Genomic DNA, 15,569 nt, shown 5'->3' on the forward strand with positions numbered 1-15,569 from the left:
TCCGTCCGTTCATCCTATCCCGTAGGCATGTCGGGAAGTGCGCAGAGCGTATTGACGAGACGAATTTGCTCGACCGTCGAGCACCCCGCCTGCAGCAGTCGAGGCGAGAAAAATACGAGGCTCAGGGCCTTGCCACGGCTCACAGCGACATTGAGCCGCTCGCGGGAAAAAAGGAACTCGATGCCCCGTGAAGTTTCTTCCGCTGAAGAGGCAGTCATTGAGACAATGGCAACTGGCGCTTCCTGCCCTTGAAATCTATCGACGGTTCCTACCCTTATGTCAGGCAAAGCTTCGGCTAGTGCGTTCACCTGGGCGTTGTAAGGAGCGACAACGATGATATCGTCCTTCCGTAACGGGCGCACCAAACCGTCAATGTTGGTCCATCTTCCGGCAAGCAGAAGGTCAATCTTCTCACGAATTGCAATGACCTCTTCAGGACATTCCTGTGCGCGCCCTTGGTGGCCTACCGCAATCCGCCATGCGCCGGCTATGGGCAGTCCCGGTGAGTGGATTGCTTGCCGCGACGTCTTTTCGTGTGGATGCAGCCGACCTTCGTAGAACTGTGAGGAAATGAAGCTGCAGACTTCGGGATGCATGCGACGAGTGACAGGAAGAAAAATTCCCCGGTCCGGCGCAACGTTCTGCCCTTGGCCGAGGACCCAGTCGAGGCAAGAGAGGTTTGCCGGATCAGGGTGCGCTCCCTGAATTACCTGGGGGAGCTGGCGGGGGTCGCCAATAAGGACAAGATTCTTCGCCGCATTCGACATTCCGATCGCATTTGCGAGAGAAACCTGTCCAGCCTCATCGACGAAAAGGTATTCGAACGCGCCCTCGAGTTGATCTCTCGAAAATAGCCACGCTGTCCCGCCAACTACCTGGGCCGTTCCGAGTGCAGCATCGTCATTGTTCCGCACACGCGCGATGGCCTCGTAGCCGATCGGTGCCTCGCCGGTGTCGGATCCAATCTTGTGCGCGAGCTGGACCTCCGCAAGGGTCAGTCCGACGTCGGCGTCATCGCGAAGCGCATCTACACAGGCCATCAGGACGTTGCGGATGGCTTCGTGGCTATTGGATGAAACCGCGACGCGGTGGCCGTCCTTTACGAGTGCGAGGATGGCGCGCGCGGCGACATACGTTTTGCCCGTGCCGGGCGGGCCCTGGACAGGCAGGACTGTGGCATCCATAGCCCGAATGGCTGCTATAGTTCCTCGGAGGGGATCTACCGCCTCATCCAACGGAAGTGGTGACGCACCTCTGAAGCGCGGCGAATTGCGCGAGAGGAGATCCTCTGCCGCCTTGTTCGCGCGGGCTCCACACTGGTCGTTGATAACTTTGAGGACAGCGGAGGGAATGGGTCTGGGATCTATTGCGAAAGTGGGAATAAGATCGAGCCCGTCCGGGAGTGTATCGCCGGAGCCCGGCCCCATTTTCAGCGTTACCCGTCGAGTCCCGCGGTCGAGTGACGTGATCTCGACCTGTCCGAAGCCGCCCTCGATAGCAAACTGCGAGGATTTGCCTGCCCTTAGCTTCGTCTCCTGTGGCGGATATCGGTAATCTCGCTCATTTGACCTCATCACCGGCCGTTGCGGCCCGTCAGCGACCAGGCCGCCAAGGCATTCCATATCATCGCAGAGCTCTTCGAAATCCTTCGCAGCGGCGTCGAAGACAGCCCACGCAGCAGGTTTGCGCTCGCGCCAATGGAAAACGCCGAGGTCATACAAGAGGCGCCGACGATCCTCGGGTAGGCTGGATTCGAGCAGCAACTTGGCGAGATCGTCGACCTCGGCTTCGGCCTTTATGGACTTCTCTGTGTAGCCTTCGCCCAGTTCCAGCCAGCGACCGTCCGGCCGGATTTCGAGCAGCCAATTTCGCAGCCGTTCCGTCGAGACGCAGTCAATGCGATTGTAGTCCTCGATCTCCTCCAAGATGGCGGCGTCACGGCTTTCACGCCACTTCTCGTAAGCGACAACGGATCCGCCTGCAGTCTTCACCTCGCCTGTGCGCGAAAGATCGTAGAAAGCCTCCATAGCCTTGATTGAATAAGATGGCTCGGATGCATAGACGCCTCCCCGAACAACGGCATAGAGGTCGATGAAACGGCGCTCCCTCAGCCACCGATCGAGTTGCGCTTCGCCGACGCCGTGCCGAGTGGTGAGCTTGCGAAGCGCGCTGATTTCGTATGATGCGTAGTGGTAGATATGAGCTTGCGGGTTCTGCACTATGCTCTGATCGAAGAGTGCAAAAAGGGCGACTATCGCCTCCTTCTCCTCCGCAAAGTCATGAGCCCAGAAGGCTTTGAAAGCCTTCCCATCCCAGACCCCGTGTAGGTATTCAAGGCCTTCGGTGCCGGTTTCAGCATAGAACGGGTCACCTTCGATGTCGTAGTAGAGATCGCCAGGATGGGGCCGGGGCATCAGGTCGAAGCCCTTGCCGGGAAGGGGAGGGCGCAGCGCATAGGCCGGTCCGCCACTCTTCCGCTCTTGCTGCAGCGCTGCCTGAGTCCTAAGCTTTTCGAGTGTCGCCTCGGCCATCTTCGGCACACGGCCGCGTTGTTTTGCGAGAGCGGCCATCGTTGTGATGCCGGTTGCCTCAAGCTTTTCCACCTGGACTCTCGTCATGCCGGCAACGCGGAAAAGGCTGTCCTCCTGCTCCCACTCTCCAGCGCAATGTTCGCGCCAGCGGCAGAGACTACAAGTTGCGCAAGGTATAGGTCGAGTTTTCGTTGGTGCGACAACGAAAGACTCAAGCCTCTCTCGTGCTGCGCGAGCATACGCCGCATATTCCGCGAGACGGAAACTGAAGCGCTTGCCGTCACCAAGCTCCACGTGTGCCCGCTCTGGACTACGGCCCTGGGCGGTTGCTAGCAGGTCGGAATAAAGGACGAGTTGCAAGACATGAGCCGGGGCAGGTTTGCGCTTCAGCTTGGTGTCTGTAACCTCGTAAGAAAATCCCCCGAGTTTCGAGGGCAAATCAACCCGTTCGAGGAAATCGGAGTATCCGCCCCACATTTCTCCTTCGAGCGCTCCCTGGAAAACAATATCCGGGCCACTTCGAAGAGACTCTAGCGTGGCTTTGACAGCCACATCGAAGGCGATCCCATCCTTTTCAATCTTGGAGATACGCTTTCCGCTTGTCTCGAGCCGCGCCAGATGGGCCGCTTCGTGCGCATCGCCATATCTTTGAAGTAGGGCCGCGTCTTCACTGTCGTCCGCCGGCTTCGGCCCCTCGCCTGCAAGATGTGCGAGGTCCAAGCGTGCTGCGTGCGAGCAGGCCATGAATCGCATCAAGTCCGAGGCCGATAGGCGAAGCCCATTGCTGTCGCGTCTCATCACGCGGCATCCAATACAGGTTCCTGGCCGATAATTGCGAGGCTCCGACCTCCAAGATCTCGGAAGGCTCTCTGTCGGCATGAAAATACAATGATCTGCAGATCCTGTGCCTGTCGCGTCAAGGCGTCGAAGATGCGCTCGATGCGGTCGTCGTCGGTGTAAACGATCGCATCGTCGAGAATCACTGGCGCGGGGTTACCTGCCTTCGCCAGCATTCGAGCAAAGGCTAGCCGCACGAGCAGTGCGATCTGTTCCTTGGTGCCGCCCGACAGGATGTCAAAGTCTTCCTCCGTCCCGGCTCGAACCAGAGCCGTTGGCAGGATCTTCTCAGCATCGAAGCGAAGCTCAGCCTCGGGCCAGAGCAGTCGGATGAGTGGGGTAAGTTCCCTTAGGACGGGCTCAACGTAGCGGTCACGTGCAGCAGTTCGGGCGGATTCTAGTGCGTCGTCCACTGTTTGTAGGACTGAGACCTCGAACATGATCTCTTCAAGTCTCCGCCTCGCTGCTTTCAGTCGAATTTTGACGTCGGCCAGTTCTTCCTCGACGGCCTCCGCAGCATGCATTTCGATCGCCGTATCCAACTTTCCGAGATCAACGCAAATGCGTTGGCGGTCCTGTTCGACGCGTGTGAGGACCGATCGTGCACGTTGTAATACAGCCTTCGCCGCTTCAAGATCAGGCGCCACGGCCAAGATTGCTTGGCGCTGTCCAATCGCCTCGGCCAACGCGGCCCGATGCCCAACAAGCCCGTTCATAAGGCGTATCTTTTCGGCCTCGGCATCTTGGAAGCTGCTGAGCGCGGATAGTGCCCTGGAGACCCTCTCCGCTGCGCTTTCTGCGGCTGCTGAAGCACGGGCCGTGGCGGTCTGCGCTGTTTCGAACGCAGAACGGGCTTTCTCAAGTGTGCTGGTTGCGTCTGCAAGAGCATGTTTTGCTGCTACCTCGGCCTCTTGAGCCTCTCGTGCGCTCGGAAGTTCGGGTTCCGCTTCCACGGGTTCAGGCAGGCGGGCGATACTTTCCAGCAGGGCTTCGATTCCGTGCGGCGCCGCTCCGTTTAACTGGTGTTCGGCACTCCGGCATCGAGCTTCGGCCTCAAGCTGGAGATGCGCGGCTGCGCGAGCGGTCTCGATGGTCTCGTAGCCAGAAGCTTCTAGTGCGTCGGCAAGAGCTTTCTCAGCTACCGCAAGTGTATCGGCGGCAGACTGTGCACCGGGATGGACCGCTAGGTATCCAATGCCGTCAATCTCCAGCGTGGCGCCGTCGGGTATTGCGACACGATTTCCATCGGGCATCGGCTTGCCGTTGAACGCGACACCATCTTTTCGTCCAACGACATACGTCATCGTGAGAGCGACGGCCTCGATCTCGCGTGCCTTTCGTAGAACCCGGACCTCTCCAGCCCGGTCCTCCAGCTGACGCAGCACCTTTTCTGTGAGGCCAACCTTGGCGTCCGCTACGGCTTTCTCGAGCTCGGTCCGCAAGCCTTCGGCTTGGGCCAGTCGAACCGTGAGCTCCGCTCGCCGCTCTGCTGTCGCGGCGCATGTCTGAGCACGTAGTGCCCTTCGAAGGATTTCAGAGGCAGTTTCTGCCGATGAGGACGCCTTGTTGAAACTCCTTCTCGCCTCGATGAATACACCCTCGGCATCACGGTGCCGCTCGTCCTTGATTGCGGCGTCAGCCTTGGCCAACTCAAGGGCGGCTCCGGCATTCCTTTCTTCGGCAAGCGCGGCCTCGATTGTCGCAAGCCTCTCCTGGGCTCGTTCCATCTCAAGGCGTTTCGATCTTTCTGCTTCGATTGCTCGCTCAAGCGCTTCTGCATGACGGGATGCCTCGTCATGGGAGGCCTGTGCCTCTGCAAGCCGCGTCATCCTTTCCGAATCCTGTTCGCCGTCTTCAAGACTGGCGAGTTCGCGCCTTAGATTGCGCCGGCGATCAAGTTCTGCCCATAGAGACGCGGCCTTGGCTGCAAGCCCATCACGTCGGAGATCGAGCGCCGAGACCTCGTCTTCCGTGGACTTTAGTGGGCCGCCAACTTTCGCTTTTCCGCTGCTGGTCACGTAGCGGTCAAGTTCCCTCCGACAACGGTCCCGCGTCGCGTCCATGCGACGCCCGCCGGTCATCGCTTCGACCTCGCCGGTGACTGAAGAGAGCAAGTCGCGCCGTGCTGAGTGGGCGGATTCGCCTTCGTCGAGACTGGTCAAACCCTGTCGCACCCAGAGGAGACCGGCCGGCCCCCCTTCCTTTGGTGCTTTGAGCACCTCAGCGAGCCATGTCTCGGCATCGTCCGCCTGCTTGATCAGGTGCCCGCCACGGAAGACCTTGGCCTCGCCCTTGCGCGTCTTGCTCCAACGCTTTTCGACTTTGAAGCGGTTTTCGTTGATTTCAATTTCGACTGCCGCTTGAGGATCACCGCCGGAATGCGGCGCAAGACTCGCGACCTCTTTGTCCCAAGACCTGTAGCTTTTGAAAAAGAGCGCGTGGAGCGCGTCAACGATGGTCGACTTGCCGCTCTCATTCGGGGCCGAGAGGACGTTCAGCCCGGTGCCGATACCCGTGATCTCAACGGGGTCGGTGAACCGTCGGACATTATCGAGGCGTATCGCGAGGAGCTTCATTGCGTCTCTCCCTGCACATAGTTGTAAAGGCGTCTAAGTGCCGCCGCGGCAATCGCCCGATCCGTAGGGGGCGTTACAGCGTCTTCAGACCTCTGATGGAGGCCTTCAGCTGCCAACCGAAGTGCGCCGCTCAACGCAATTCCATCGAGATCTTCCAGGCTGCATTCGGTGGCGAGATCTGCATCGTCGAATTCGAAATGCCAGAACTCGGGCTCTGCAAGCTCTGCTGCACGCGTCAGAGCCATGCGCGCTGGCAGGCCCAGCCTACCGGTGGCTCGAATTTTGAGAAGCATGTCCCGCCTCTCCTTGCCTTCGACCGGCAACAGCATCTTTAGCGCAGCTACAGCGTCTTGTGCAGGTATGAGTGGCAGTGGTGCTTCCCGCCAGTCGAACTGACCGGCCTGAATGGTGTTGACCTCGGGCACCGCGCCCGGAGCCAGGAGAGTGACAGCGAGGCAAGTGCCGGGGCCGCTGTGCTTGAATCGATCGCGCTCGGGGGTGCCACAGTAGAAAGTGCGATCGCCGAACTGCTTCAGTCCGTGCCAATCACCAAGCGCAAGATAGTCGAGCCGAGCAGACTTGGCGCGATCGGGCGGTATGATGTCGGCACCGCCGTCCTCGGACCCGAATGTAAGGACCCCGCCATGTGCAAGCCCAATCCGGAAGTGGTCGGCAGGAGTAGCGCAAAGGGGCATCCACTCTGTCAGATCGCGGCCGGGAAAGCGGCGAGGCACCGGAGCGGGCAGAAGAACCACACGCGGCGCGATCTCGACTGGCTCCGGCGCATCAAGAAGATGAACGTTCGCTGGAGCATGGGCGCGGACGCGACTCCAGAGCGCTTCAGCCGCCAGGCTGTCGTGATTTCCGGGAAGAATCCACCAATGAAGGCCTTGCGCGGAGCTCATCGCAGCCAAGGCGTGACGCCAAACGGCGTCAGAAGGCGTTTCCGTGTCAAAAACGTCTCCAGCAAGGAGCACGTGGCTTGCGCCGTGATCCAATGCGGAAGCGGCCAGACGTCCAATCGACGCGTGCCTCGCCTCGACCAGGCGACCGCGCGCGTTTTCGGGAAGGTTGCTGAACCTGCGGCCGAGATGCAGATCGGACGAATGAATAAAACGAAACATGTGAAGATCACCCGAGCCAGATTGAGGCGGACCCAAAAGTGCGATCCGAATTCACATGAGCTATCATGCGAGGGTGTCAGAAGCTGTCATGGAGAGGAGTGGTCGCGAACGTTGAAGGGTTGAATTATCGAACAAAGTATGAACATCAATTAGGGAAGCGCATCAAAATCAGCCCTCCGGGCCGCGTGAACGATATCTGCAAGCTCTTCGGGTTTGATGACCTGGACAGCATCCCCCCACTGGTAAAGGTGCCAGGCCATCTCGAGCCAGCCAGAGGCCTTGAACCGCACTTCAAGTGCGCCATCTTCAGTTACGCGCACTCGTTGATTGGGATGAAAGCGCCATTCCGCAGCGCGATCGGCCGCTTCTGGAGCGAAGCGCCACACGACCTCACCGAACTGGCTGTCGTCTTGGAATGACCCGAACGCTCGCGCCGCATGCGCTGCAAGATCAAAATCGAGGTCTCGCGCAAACCATTCGTCCGTCACTTCGACTGCGCTGATTCGGTCAAAGCGGAAATGCCGAAGCTTCAGTCCTTTATCGGGTTGCCTCCCGACGAGGTAGCGCCGCGCACCGAGAAGAACGCCGTAAGGCTCGACAAGACGTAGACTGTCATTGTAGCTGAAGCGAAGCCTATACGGCCCCCGAAGCGCTGCGGTCACTGCGTCGGTCACGGCTTGTGCCACGGCAACGAATGGCCCTGGCCTTGCTGCAACTCCGTGAACCTCAAGCATCGCTTCGGCGTCAGCTTCCGCGCGCCGTGCTTCTTTGACAGGCAGTGCCGCCAGAAGGCGGTCACGAAGGCTCGCCAAAGCGCGGGCTTGCCTTGAATCACCGCTTTCCCGAAGTCGGGAAATCGCGAATTCGAGCCCCTCGAGCTCCTCATCCCCGGAGAGCCGCAATCTAGCAAGTGGGATCTCGCGAACCATCCAGCGCCGTTCCCTAGTTTGATCTTCGGCGATCTCTACAGCGTGTGGAAATGCCTCGGCGAGCGCTGAGGTCATGCGCTGCGCAGTTCGATGGCTTACCTCGAAATGCTCACAAATATCCACGAGCGTGACGCCGCGGAACCGTGAGCAGGCGAAATCAGCCAGTCTGAGAAGTTCTTTTGCCTTGGAATAGGACATGGCGTGGTCGTGTCCCCGGTGGTGGCGTAGCTGACGGAAGCGAAGGGTAGGAATTCGGCTGTTAAATAAGTCTCGCGGACAGAAATAGCGGAGCCTATCGCGGACTAGGCCCTGAAGTCACGGCGAGCTACCAACATCGCTACCGCCCTGGACTATCATCACAAAGACATTTGCACCGTCCCAAAACGCTTCTCTGACATCAAGCGGAAGTTGATTCCAGGCACCTAATAGGGAACCGTTCTCGGAGGCGTCGCATACAAGCAAACAGGAATAGTCGTAGCTCCATTCGCCTTTGATGGGACCGGGATCCGAGTAGGGAAAGGAACGATAGAAAAATGCCTCCCTGATACAATCAACCAAAACCGTTTCGGCTTGCGCGATTGACCCGCCGTCAAAGTATTTGCCTTCGAACACTATGGGGTATGGAAAAGGGGAGCTTAAGGCGAAATCCGGGCAAGCCCGCTCTAGTTTGCCTGCCTTCCAAGCATTGAAGAGGTCTGAGCCTTTACCCATCAACTTCTTTATGAAGGGGGTGCGAGCGGTTCTACTTGCCGACTTTTCACAATAGGGCTGAATATCAGCGTTATTCCAAAATTCAGAGAGAAACGCTGTTCGGGTGGTATTTCCAGTCATCCCCTTGGTTTGTTTCGCTAGCTCGTAGACCACAGGCGTAACAAAGTGATTGAGAAATGCCCACTCTTTTCCTCCAAGATGCTTCTTTGTTGGATCGTGTTTGGCAGTTTCAACCAGTTCACCGATCTTGATCCTCATCGATGCAGCATGAGGTAGCGACGCTTGGATTAGTCGATGAAGATCCTGCAAAAATGTGAATGCTTGGCGCTTTAACTCAATTCGTGACATTCCATTCCCCAAATGGTCGCGTCCCGCGGAGTGGTGTAGTTGGCAGCTGTTGACCGCAGCCGTGCATGCCGGGATTGTGAATGCGCCGTGCCTGCTAGCTGAAGAGAGGATCGCTCATCTCGATGATTGTTTCCAGCATCGCCTCAAGTATATTCTCGCCGACTGTGCTCGCCAGGTTCAGGAAATTTCACCGGACAAGCCGGGACTGTTTGCAGGCGGGCCGTCCGCTGTTAGATCGAGAGCCGGTGCCTCGGCGTAAATGAAAGTGCGCCACATCTCAATGACGGCCTCGATGGCCTGATCGAACCGCACGATGGACTTGTCGCGCCGTCGGATGATAACGCCGCCGGTCCAGCCGCCCTCGGCTTGCTGCCAATCTCCTTCGATTGTGTCGACGCGATAGGTAACACTCTCGATCGATCCGCCGGACGCGATCGAACACGTGGCACGAGTATAGAGATGCTTAAAGGCCGTCGCCATGTCCTGGATATCTCTGAACGATGGCGTGCGCGTCGTGACTGCCTTTTAGAAGTCCGTCAGGGTCTTATAGCGCTGGGCGAAAACCTGATTTCGATGGGCATGCTAGCGGTAGTAGTGATCGGCCATGTGGAAGGAGGAAACAGCCGCGTAAATGCCTTGCGGATTGAGTAGGGCGTTTCTCCAGTCGTCGTAGTCGTCGACGACAAAGCCATCAAAGAAGTCGTAAGGTGTCATTCCCATGGTCGCATCTCGATCAAGAGTTGGCTCTTGCAGCGAAGCCTGTATATTTTCTGGCGAACACGCACAGCAAACGCTGAATTACCAGATTTTGGTGGCAGAGGGGGACAGCCGTGACCGCGACTACTGACTACGGAATCCGCTTGGGTGACAAAGCGGCATTGGCTGTGGGTTTGGCCGCAAGGCCCCAGGGCACAACGATGGGCGAGATCAGGAGTCATACCGACCAAGGTCAATACAATGTGTTCAAGAGACTAGAAGAAGTCGGCCACACAGTCATCCGCAAGGGCAAGGGCGCGCAGATGCGCATTTGGCTCCGGCACAAGGCTGCGGGCGAGGCTGATCTAAAAGAAGCCAATGAGGTGGTTGATATGCTGCCACGGGAGGTGGTCGACGAAGTTAACGATGCCGTCATGCTGACCTTCTCGTTGGAACGCGATCTTCAGGTAGCGCTGCGCGCGAACCTCGCTCAGTTAGAAGACGGGCTCGTTGTGGCGGACCATGGATCAGAGGAAAAGTTTCGGGATATCACGGCGCAGGACCGGGACGGAAATCTGGTCGTGATCGAGTTGAAGGCAACCAAGGCCGGAAAGGACGCGGTAGCCCAGCTCCTAGCCTACATGGCCGAGGCTGCCACGATGCGGAATGTCGACAAGGGAAAGGTTCGGGGAATCCTTGTTGCACCGGCATTCCAGGAAAAAGCACTTTCAGCGGCGTCGATGACCCCGGCGGTTGCGCTCAAGACCTACCGGGTTGGGTTCTCGTTCACGGATGCGTCGTAGCGGCACCAATTCCGCCCTTCGCTTGCGCCACCCTCGCAGAAATCACGAGCCACGCCTGAAGCCTGGCCCAAATCCCAGGCAATAGAGCAGCGCTATCCCCCGAGCCCGCAAGAGTGTGGGACATCGACCGGGATCGATCCAAGGCGTTTGCCGTCGTAGCCTTCCGCGACCGTCGCTATCACCGCCGGGTTCCAGCCATAGCCGCAGTGGGCAGTGTCCGGGCGCTCCAGCAGCCCGAGATAAGTCTGATCGTTTGAGACGATGACGTTGGTAATCTTCATATCCTCCGGCAGATATGCCTTGGGGAACAGCCGGTAGCTCAATAGGTCATTCGGATCTGTGAAAGCGACAAAGCGGATGGGGCCGGCCGGTTCGGCGACAAACGCCTTGTTCTTGCGAGCTCTGGCGCTGGCGAACACGTCGAAAAGCGATCCGTTGGCACGATCCGCCGATTTGTCTGAAGCAATCTTGGCCGCGCCTGGAGAGTAGGTTGCGGCGTTCAGGAGAGGGATCTGGTTTGCGAGCAGAAAGACCATTTGGACATCGCCCAGGCGCTGGGCAATCCGTGACTGCTCCGATGCCGGCGTGGCTTGCCATATCGAGACGATTGCATCGGAGAGCATCTTGCTTCCCAAACTTTCGGCGACCAGGATGGTCTTCCGCCTGGGCTTGCTGTCGTCGATCAGGCAGCGGCCTGCGGCTGAAATATCGCCACTCAGAGCGTCACAAACTTCGGAACGGATCCACGATCTGGTCGGATTGCCAGCCGTGCCAGTGTAAATCACCGCATCGGAAAAGCAGTCGTCGATCAAGCCTCCCTTGAGGGTCTTGTTCAGGCTGGCGCGCTTCAGGTCATCATTATGGTCGAGCCCAATAGCGATCTTTGCCTCGGCCGCGAGCGGTGACCAGACGAGAAAACGGAGTTCGAGCGAGTGTCCGTTCACACTGTGGTTGAACGTGACGCGAGCAGCACGCTCGGGACCATACACTGTGTTTCGTCTTGACGATCCAATAGGGATTGCCTGTTGGAGTAGGGCATGCCGATTATCGGCCCAGCTTTCATCGTGAGTGCACATCCCGTGCACCCAAACGACCCGTAGGTCTTCCTGCTTTGCAAAGCTCATAATGCCGCCAAAGCTGGATGCGGTGGTTTGGCCCGGCTCTTGAATTACCGGGGGGATGTAGGGGGTAGTGCACCCCGAAATCAAAAATGCAGCACAGAAGATGAACACAGATAATACCGCGCACAGAGGACGCTGTATTACTGTTGCCATCTGTCTTCCCCCCATCCCTCTTCAGTGAAGCCGAGAAAGGGAGAAAAAGCGAGTCGTTTCGACCGCGCGAGAACTAGCTCATGGGAGACGCGCGGAGGCAGCGCTCATGGCAGCAGAATGCGCCAGCCGAAGATCCATCATGGCGCTATGTCTGGTGCCAAGATCAGTGAACGTCGCCATTGAATTTCCCCATGGCCTTCCTGGGACTTCGCTGGGTCTCTACGAGCGATAGGGTTCAGCTGCTTCTGGGGATAAATGTCGAGCCATTCCCCGATTTTTCTCGGACCACGTTTTCGGGTTGGTTCGAGGCGATCGATGGAGATCGGTCTATTCTCGACGCGACCATGGCTAAGTGAACAGCCTTATTGCTAGATAGCGATATGGCGGTGGTTACCTGCGAGGGTAACGCTTTACCGCTGCTGCCGTGGAAGCAATGAAGTCCTTCTTGCTGGAGACCTCGTAGGCGCCCGAGGCTCGTGGCGCATCCGCTTCGACTATGCGCTTCATCATTGCATCGCCGACCTGGTTGGTTTCGAGCCAGACGCACCCATTGCCAAGCATGACGAGGTGGTGGTCGCCACCGCCGGCAAAGCGGGCAGGTTTGAGGCCAATTCCAGTAAGCGGTGCTACCGACCGCATTACCTGACCGTGAGTCACATAAAGTTCCTCCAGAAAGCTCGGATCGGATTTACTCTTGTCGTCCGGCCCTTTCTTCGGCTTCTCAGCAGCCAGGATGCGCTCATTGCGAGCGCTGACCCGCTCCTTAAATGCAGCCATTCGGGCGTCCAGAGCCGCTTCCGCCTTGTTATGCTCGGCGATGCGGCGCGAGAATATATTGCGGCTCACGAGCGCCCACAGGCAGATCGCACCCAGTGCAACCAGGAAGATCCAGAAAGGCGTGCTCATCGTTGGAACTCCTCGTTGAGGATAGCTCGTCCCACACAATGTAGGACGAAGGCAGCTCCCAGGCAACTTAGGGTGGCTACGACCAGCTCCCCGTCCTTCAAAGCTGCCAGCAGAGAGGTGTGGTAGAGGAAGCCAACTCCAGGACCAATCAGACCCAATGTCACTGCGGACGTGGACATGCGGTCAAAGGCGTTGGCGGTAAATTTCGCCAACTCGCGTTCACGCTCCCGCTTCTCCTTAAGCCTGGCCGCTTCCTTCTCAATTGCAGCTTCCTCATCTGCGAGTTCCCGGATCTCGTCCGAGGCGGGCGCGCCCTCTGTGCCCGGAGTTTCTCCGGCGTCCGCATCCAAGGCAGCGGCTATCCTGGCCAGTGTCGCCTCGAGTTCGGCGAACTCAGGGCCTTCCTCCGGAGGTTTAGTCAGATCCTCTTTCTTTGCCACCTAACTCCCCCTTGCTCGTGTGCGGAGGTGGTAGCCTAGAACTCGATGACGGGGAAGCTACTCGATTATGCCTGGCTCGAAATGGACGATGGCATCGAGGATGGTGCGATAGAGGTGAGGGGTGTCTTCCTCGATCTCGACGCGTTGTCCACGTTGCTCGAGCTCCGCGACGGTCCACTCACCCAATCGCCGGTCAGCCGGCCCTTTGTCAGGAAGACCAACTCCTCAGCGGCGAAGCGCCTCGTCGATTTGCAGCAATGTCGCTCAAATTCGGTTCGATACCCGCATGTGTTGCCAGAGAGGATTGACCTTTCGGTAACGCCAGTCAAATCGATGACTTACAGCATAGATTGGCACATTCAGTGGTGCGGGCGCACCGGAAATTTTTCCCAATCAAATGACCAAGTCTCATCACCACAAACTCATACAGCGCATTTACACTGAGTCTGAAACACGGTAAGTATTCCTCAGAGGGACTCGGGGATTCGCTCAATGAAATTACAATCACCACGGCATGAGACGACGTGGAAGATCGTTTTTTCGTTGACTCTTGCGGTAAGTCTCACGAGTTGTGCGTCTCTTGATCAGATTTCCACTGATCGACAACGCCGCGAAATTGCTTCGACCGCAAGTGTCCTGGTAGCCAACAGAAACTCCATTCGCGCGCAGGTAGATGCGCAGAGTGCCAAGGGCGCTCTGGTCTTCACCGACAACGAACGGAAATCGATAAAGTTGGTTCTCTTCGGGAACAGCCCGCTTGAAGCTTGGGTAAAGCACGTTGCTGCTACCCACAAAGGCCCACTAAGTTCATTGCCGTTGCCTTCGAGCGTTTCACCGACAGCAGCATTCATCTACTCTTCGAAAGAGATTGGAAAAAACGAACTCTCCCTATCTGCCGATTTTGACGAAGAGGTTGCTTACTACTACCAACTTGCGGGCACCATGGCTAGGCTCGGGAGCGACGTGCAAGACATCCGCGACATTGTAATCCTACTGACTATCTCGGACAAAAAACAGAATGAAAGCGTTTTGAAGGTAAAGGAAAGTTTCGGCCGTCTTGCAACAAACTTCGATAGTTTGGCTTCTGATCTTCAATTCTTGCAAAAGCTTCAGTCTGATACGCGAGCCGAGATCCTAGGTGACCTCAATGACCTCGCGAGGCAGATGGAGGATATTCGCAAGATCCTCGAAAGCATGTGATGCGCCCGCCGTTGCGACTGTGGTTCATAGTTGTGGGATTGTTGCTGGCGCCCAACGACGTCAGTGTTTCGGGCGAGTTGGATCTGATTTCCCCCATCGACGTGCCTGGCGAGTGGCGAAAATTGGAGTCAGAGTATCGGACCCAAGTGGATGATCTACGCGAGAAGCGCAAGGAGCGTGGCGAGAAGGCCCAATCAGTAAATGAGAAACTCGATGCGATCGATTTCGCCAAAGTGTCAGAACAGGCAAAACAGGACATGGACGAGGGTCTGCGTGACATGGGGGAGAGCCTTGGAGACGCCTTCACCGAATACATGAGTGGACCTGGCAAGCGGTCGAATGTGCTCGAGACCGGCAGAATTCTCCTCACCGAGACACTGCCGGCATTCGAGCAAGTTCTTGATGCGGAATACGCCGAGGTAGATATGCAATTTGAGATGGAGCAATTGCAGTCCGAACTCAGCGGTTACGAGAATGAGATGAAGGACTTCGACAAAAAGATCGCCGATCTTGAGTTGAATGCCGATCTTTCCAAGAAGGTGGCTGAGACTTACGAGCAGCAGCTCAATGATACAAAGACGAAAACGAAGGAGATCGTTTTCAAGCTGGTCGAGACCTCAAGAGCTGTGAAGGCGGTGGCTCAAGAAAAGCACGACACAATACCTCCGGGCTGGCTAGCGTGCACATGTCCAAATGATCACGCTGGTTTGGGTAGATTAATCAAGGGCGTTAGATATCACGAGCCCGGCCACACTTGTCCGGCTCATTAGCCCTGAAATTCAAATCTCGATCACCATTAAGTCTTTAGCGACTGCAGAGAGATTCGCGCAGGTATCGTGGCCCCACTCACCGCTGCGGCGCTGGCCATCTTCCTCTGCTGAATCGTCCCGGGCACCCAGCCAGGCGTCGGCAAGTCCCTGAGCTATTAGCCAACAAGTGCGGGAGCACCCGCGCGAAGGTGCGGCAAATGAACTTCGCACCTATGAGCCCTACCTCGAAGGCGCCAACAATGCCCTTTCCATCTTGCGTTTGATTGGCGTGCTTCGTGCGCCTTTTTTGGAAGCGCTTCCTGCTTGGGTGCGGTTATCATGGCAGTCCTACACTTGATCCGTGCGGTCAGCGGAAGGGATCGAAGCCGCATAAATTATCGATGCTTATGGCGCATCGATTATGTTCGTCCCCATGTTAGAAGAC

14 protein-coding genes are annotated in these 15,569 nt (G+C 57.4%); 3 read left to right on the forward strand and 11 right to left on the reverse strand.

Annotated features, from left to right (window positions below):
- Positions 1 to 14: 14 nt before the first annotated feature.
- From NKJ77_RS20785 to NKJ77_RS20815, 7 genes are all read right to left on the reverse strand, one after another.
- On the reverse strand, positions 15 to 3,329 hold the full coding sequence (locus NKJ77_RS20785; RefSeq protein WP_352535684.1) for a TM0106 family RecB-like putative nuclease: 3,315 nt from the start codon (positions 3,327 to 3,329) through the stop codon (positions 15 to 17).
- Positions 3,329 to 5,944, reverse strand: coding sequence for an AAA family ATPase (locus tag NKJ77_RS20790; RefSeq protein WP_352535685.1), 2,616 nt, complete (start codon positions 5,942 to 5,944; stop codon positions 3,329 to 3,331). The genes NKJ77_RS20785 and NKJ77_RS20790 overlap by 1 nt, the downstream gene beginning before the upstream one ends.
- The gene (locus NKJ77_RS20795) at positions 5,941 to 7,068 is read right to left on the reverse strand and encodes a metallophosphoesterase family protein (protein WP_352535686.1); all 1,128 of its coding nucleotides are present in this window, start codon (positions 7,066 to 7,068) and stop codon (positions 5,941 to 5,943) included. Before NKJ77_RS20795 ends, NKJ77_RS20790 begins: the two co-directional genes overlap by 4 nt.
- A gap of 149 nt (positions 7,069 to 7,217) precedes the next feature.
- On the reverse strand, positions 7,218 to 8,195 hold the full coding sequence (locus tag NKJ77_RS20800) for a helix-turn-helix transcriptional regulator (RefSeq protein WP_352535687.1): 978 nt from the start codon (positions 8,193 to 8,195) through the stop codon (positions 7,218 to 7,220).
- Positions 8,196 to 8,312: 117 nt separating this feature from the next.
- Positions 8,313 to 9,056, reverse strand: coding sequence for a hypothetical protein (locus NKJ77_RS20805; protein WP_352535688.1), 744 nt, complete (start codon positions 9,054 to 9,056; stop codon positions 8,313 to 8,315).
- A gap of 177 nt (positions 9,057 to 9,233) precedes the next feature.
- Entirely contained in the window at positions 9,234 to 9,536 is a 303-nt protein-coding gene (locus tag NKJ77_RS20810) for a hypothetical protein (RefSeq protein ID WP_352535689.1), read from the reverse strand.
- 102 nt (positions 9,537 to 9,638) lie between these two features.
- Positions 9,639 to 9,776, reverse strand: a complete 138-nt coding sequence (locus tag NKJ77_RS20815) for a hypothetical protein (protein ID WP_352535690.1) — start codon at positions 9,774 to 9,776, stop codon at positions 9,639 to 9,641.
- Between the two features lie 140 nt (positions 9,777 to 9,916).
- On the opposite strand from NKJ77_RS20815, the gene NKJ77_RS20820 reads away from it, so the two are divergent.
- On the forward strand, positions 9,917 to 10,555 hold the full coding sequence (locus NKJ77_RS20820) for an endonuclease NucS domain-containing protein (protein WP_352535691.1): 639 nt from the start codon (positions 9,917 to 9,919) through the stop codon (positions 10,553 to 10,555).
- 92 nt (positions 10,556 to 10,647) lie between these two features.
- Here NKJ77_RS20820 and NKJ77_RS20825 read toward each other — a convergent pair whose 3' ends face one another.
- From NKJ77_RS20825 to NKJ77_RS20840, 4 genes are all read right to left on the reverse strand, one after another.
- The gene (locus NKJ77_RS20825) at positions 10,648 to 11,829 is read right to left on the reverse strand and encodes a hypothetical protein (protein WP_352535692.1); all 1,182 of its coding nucleotides are present in this window, start codon (positions 11,827 to 11,829) and stop codon (positions 10,648 to 10,650) included.
- A 390-nt stretch (positions 11,830 to 12,219) separates the two neighbouring features.
- A complete protein-coding gene (locus NKJ77_RS20830; protein WP_352535693.1) occupies positions 12,220 to 12,735 on the reverse strand; it encodes a hypothetical protein in 516 nt (171 codons plus the stop codon).
- Positions 12,732 to 13,175 carry a hypothetical protein gene (locus NKJ77_RS20835; protein ID WP_352535694.1) on the reverse strand — a complete coding sequence of 148 codons (444 nt, stop codon included), beginning with the start codon at positions 13,173 to 13,175 and terminating at the stop codon, positions 12,732 to 12,734. The genes NKJ77_RS20830 and NKJ77_RS20835 overlap by 4 nt, the downstream gene beginning before the upstream one ends.
- A 57-nt stretch (positions 13,176 to 13,232) precedes the next feature.
- On the reverse strand, positions 13,233 to 13,361 hold the full coding sequence (locus NKJ77_RS20840) for a hypothetical protein (RefSeq protein WP_352535695.1): 129 nt from the start codon (positions 13,359 to 13,361) through the stop codon (positions 13,233 to 13,235).
- Between the two features lie 306 nt (positions 13,362 to 13,667).
- Between NKJ77_RS20840 and NKJ77_RS20845 the strand changes: the two genes are divergently transcribed.
- The gene (locus NKJ77_RS20845) at positions 13,668 to 14,375 is read left to right on the forward strand and encodes a hypothetical protein (RefSeq protein ID WP_352535696.1); all 708 of its coding nucleotides are present in this window, start codon (positions 13,668 to 13,670) and stop codon (positions 14,373 to 14,375) included.
- Entirely contained in the window at positions 14,375 to 15,145 is a 771-nt protein-coding gene (locus NKJ77_RS20850; RefSeq protein ID WP_352535697.1) for a hypothetical protein, read from the forward strand. Before NKJ77_RS20845 ends, NKJ77_RS20850 begins: the two co-directional genes overlap by 1 nt.
- The last annotated feature ends 424 nt before the right edge of the window (positions 15,146 to 15,569 follow it).

Origin of the sequence: Mesorhizobium sp. M0052, assembly GCF_040323255.1 — a bacterium.
Taxonomy (GTDB): Bacteria; Pseudomonadota; Alphaproteobacteria; order Rhizobiales; family Rhizobiaceae; genus Mesorhizobium.